The 2,116-nt window shown below is 30.3% G+C and carries 1 protein-coding gene; it reads right to left on the bottom strand.

Annotation, left to right across the window (positions count from 1 at the left end; all coding sequences use genetic code 11):
- Nucleotides 1–164: 164 nt before the first annotated feature.
- A complete protein-coding gene (locus tag BLR27_RS18280; protein ID WP_090707315.1) occupies nt 165–1,235 on the bottom strand; it encodes a type I restriction endonuclease in 1,071 nt (356 codons plus the stop codon).
- Nucleotides 1,236–2,116: the final 881 nt, after the last annotated feature.

Below are 2,116 nucleotides of genomic sequence, written 5' to 3'. Positions count from 1 at the left end.
CTACGACAATATACTTCCTGAGCTATTTAGCCGCTATTGTGCTCTCATTCCTTTTCACTTTAATAGTATAAATTTAAAGCTTTGTAAACATAGGAGTCGCCACAATGAACTCTACGGCTTTTAAAGGCAATTCAAAGATTAGTCTAATTAACAGAGCTTTTCACTTACTTCTTCTCTAACCTTTGAATAACATCTAAGAGTGCATCAGAATAGTTATATATTTCATCTACAGAACCAATCTCATTTTTTATCTCCTTTTTTGCATCATCGAGTATTACAAAGTATTTTTTAGAAGCACCAAGATAGAGTCTGCAAATAGTTTTACGATTATTATCATCAAGTAGAATTGCAAAGTAGGATTGTGCATCTCTGAATGTAATCCTACTTGTTGCTATATTCTGTCTTAACAGTGACTTGACAATGTAGAATGATTCCAGTTCTTCTTCTGTAGTCACAACACCGTTTGATGTATCTGAAGGATTTGTTGATTCAATTAGAATATTTTCAGCTACTTCAATTTGTTTTTCCTGATTAAGTGCGGATTTTAACCTTTCATTGATAGCATCACTAATAAGGATACTGAATGAACGCTTAACTAACGGTGTGAACTGTTCCTTGATTTTAGCTGTTAGTACGCCAGTGTAAACCTGTCTGGTAAAAAAAGTAACAAAGTTTTCTGAAGGCTGTATCATCTCTTTATTAAGAATATTCTTTAGCTCATTGAGGTACTTTAAATCACTGGCAGTATTAGTGATGTTTTCTACATCAAAATATGATTTATGGAATTTTTTCAGTTCTACAATCTCAGCATCTTTTATTTCATTAATATTAAATTCAAAAAATGGTATACTATCCATCTTGTTCTTCTCTTCCAAATCTGTATAGAACCGATAGATTAAACCATTTGTCAATAAACCAAACTTTGCCTTAGTTGTATGAAAGTATCTAAATAATTGTGAGTTATGTAAGTCAAGTTTTTCTAAATGATGTTTGCACTCAATAAGTATAGTTGGTGCACCATCCTGCATGATAGCATAGTCTACTTTCTCACCTTTCTTAATGCCTATGTCTGCAACGAACTCAGGATTTACCTCAAATGGATTGAATACATCATAGCCTAATACTTGAATAAATGGCATGATAAGGGCATTCTTAGTTGCTTCTTCAGTCTGAAGTTTTGGCAGCATTTTCTCTACTCGTGAAGCCAATTGTAATATTTGATCTTTGAAATCCATATTATGGTTGTATTTAAATAAATTAATTCTTGGAGTATAAATTAGTGCATTCTTGAAAATTTTTAAATTTCAGGCATATCTAATTTTCAATGTAATTAAGCAAACTTTCTTAAAGATTTTCAAATGTGATTCTTCTCATTATAAGTGTTATTCAAAATTCAGCTTTAGGCTAATACTTGAATTCCTAAAGCTTAATTCTGAAGAATATAATATTCATTGTAAAGCAGGTTCTAATATTGATCATTTTGTAACCTTAAAAGGATTACGAGATCTGTTATTAATTCTTCTTAAAAAATTTATTGAACTTCAATTTTGTTATACTAAAACTTCATATATTAAATTGCTAAGAATAAATATTGGAATAGAATTATTTGAAATCGTAAGTTCATTAGGATAAAAATATCTTTCTCAAAATTGTTTATTATTGAGTAGGATTAATTACGGGAAACCGTAATTAAATTATTCGTTAATAAATTCTGATAATTGCATTTTAAGTGCAAAGTCTTTAAGTATTATGAGATTAAAAAAAGTCAATAGGCTCGTCTAAAACAGAAACAGTAAACATTAAAAAGAATAACTCAAAATGTAATATTGCCCCATTATTTAGTAGCTACAGAATAAGAATTTAGTTTCTCACTTAACTAGTTTATTTCCCAATAAAAGAACTATAAAGTGAGAAGGACATAATTGATATTACTTTTCTAGTATTAAAAGAAATTCCACATCATTACAATCAACCAATACCAACCCCATTATGTTCCTCAAAATTGGTGAAGATAAAATATTTAGATATTCCGACGAAAGTACGCCAGTGTTCCGCGACAAAGTACCCCATTTATTCCGGAGCAAAGTACGCCAGGCAGACCGGCCTGTAACATCAC

The organism is Daejeonella rubra, from assembly GCF_900103545.1.
Taxonomy (GTDB): Bacteria; Bacteroidota; Bacteroidia; order Sphingobacteriales; family Sphingobacteriaceae; genus Daejeonella; species Daejeonella rubra.
The sequence above is the reverse complement of the archived record's forward strand: the minus strand, read 5'-3'. Positions and strand labels throughout refer to the sequence as shown.

Coding starts and splice junctions, on each gene's coding strand:
- BLR27_RS18280 (WP_090707315.1), bottom strand. CDS start 1,235: ATGGATTTCAAAGATCAAATATTACAATTGGCTTCACGAGTAGAGAAA.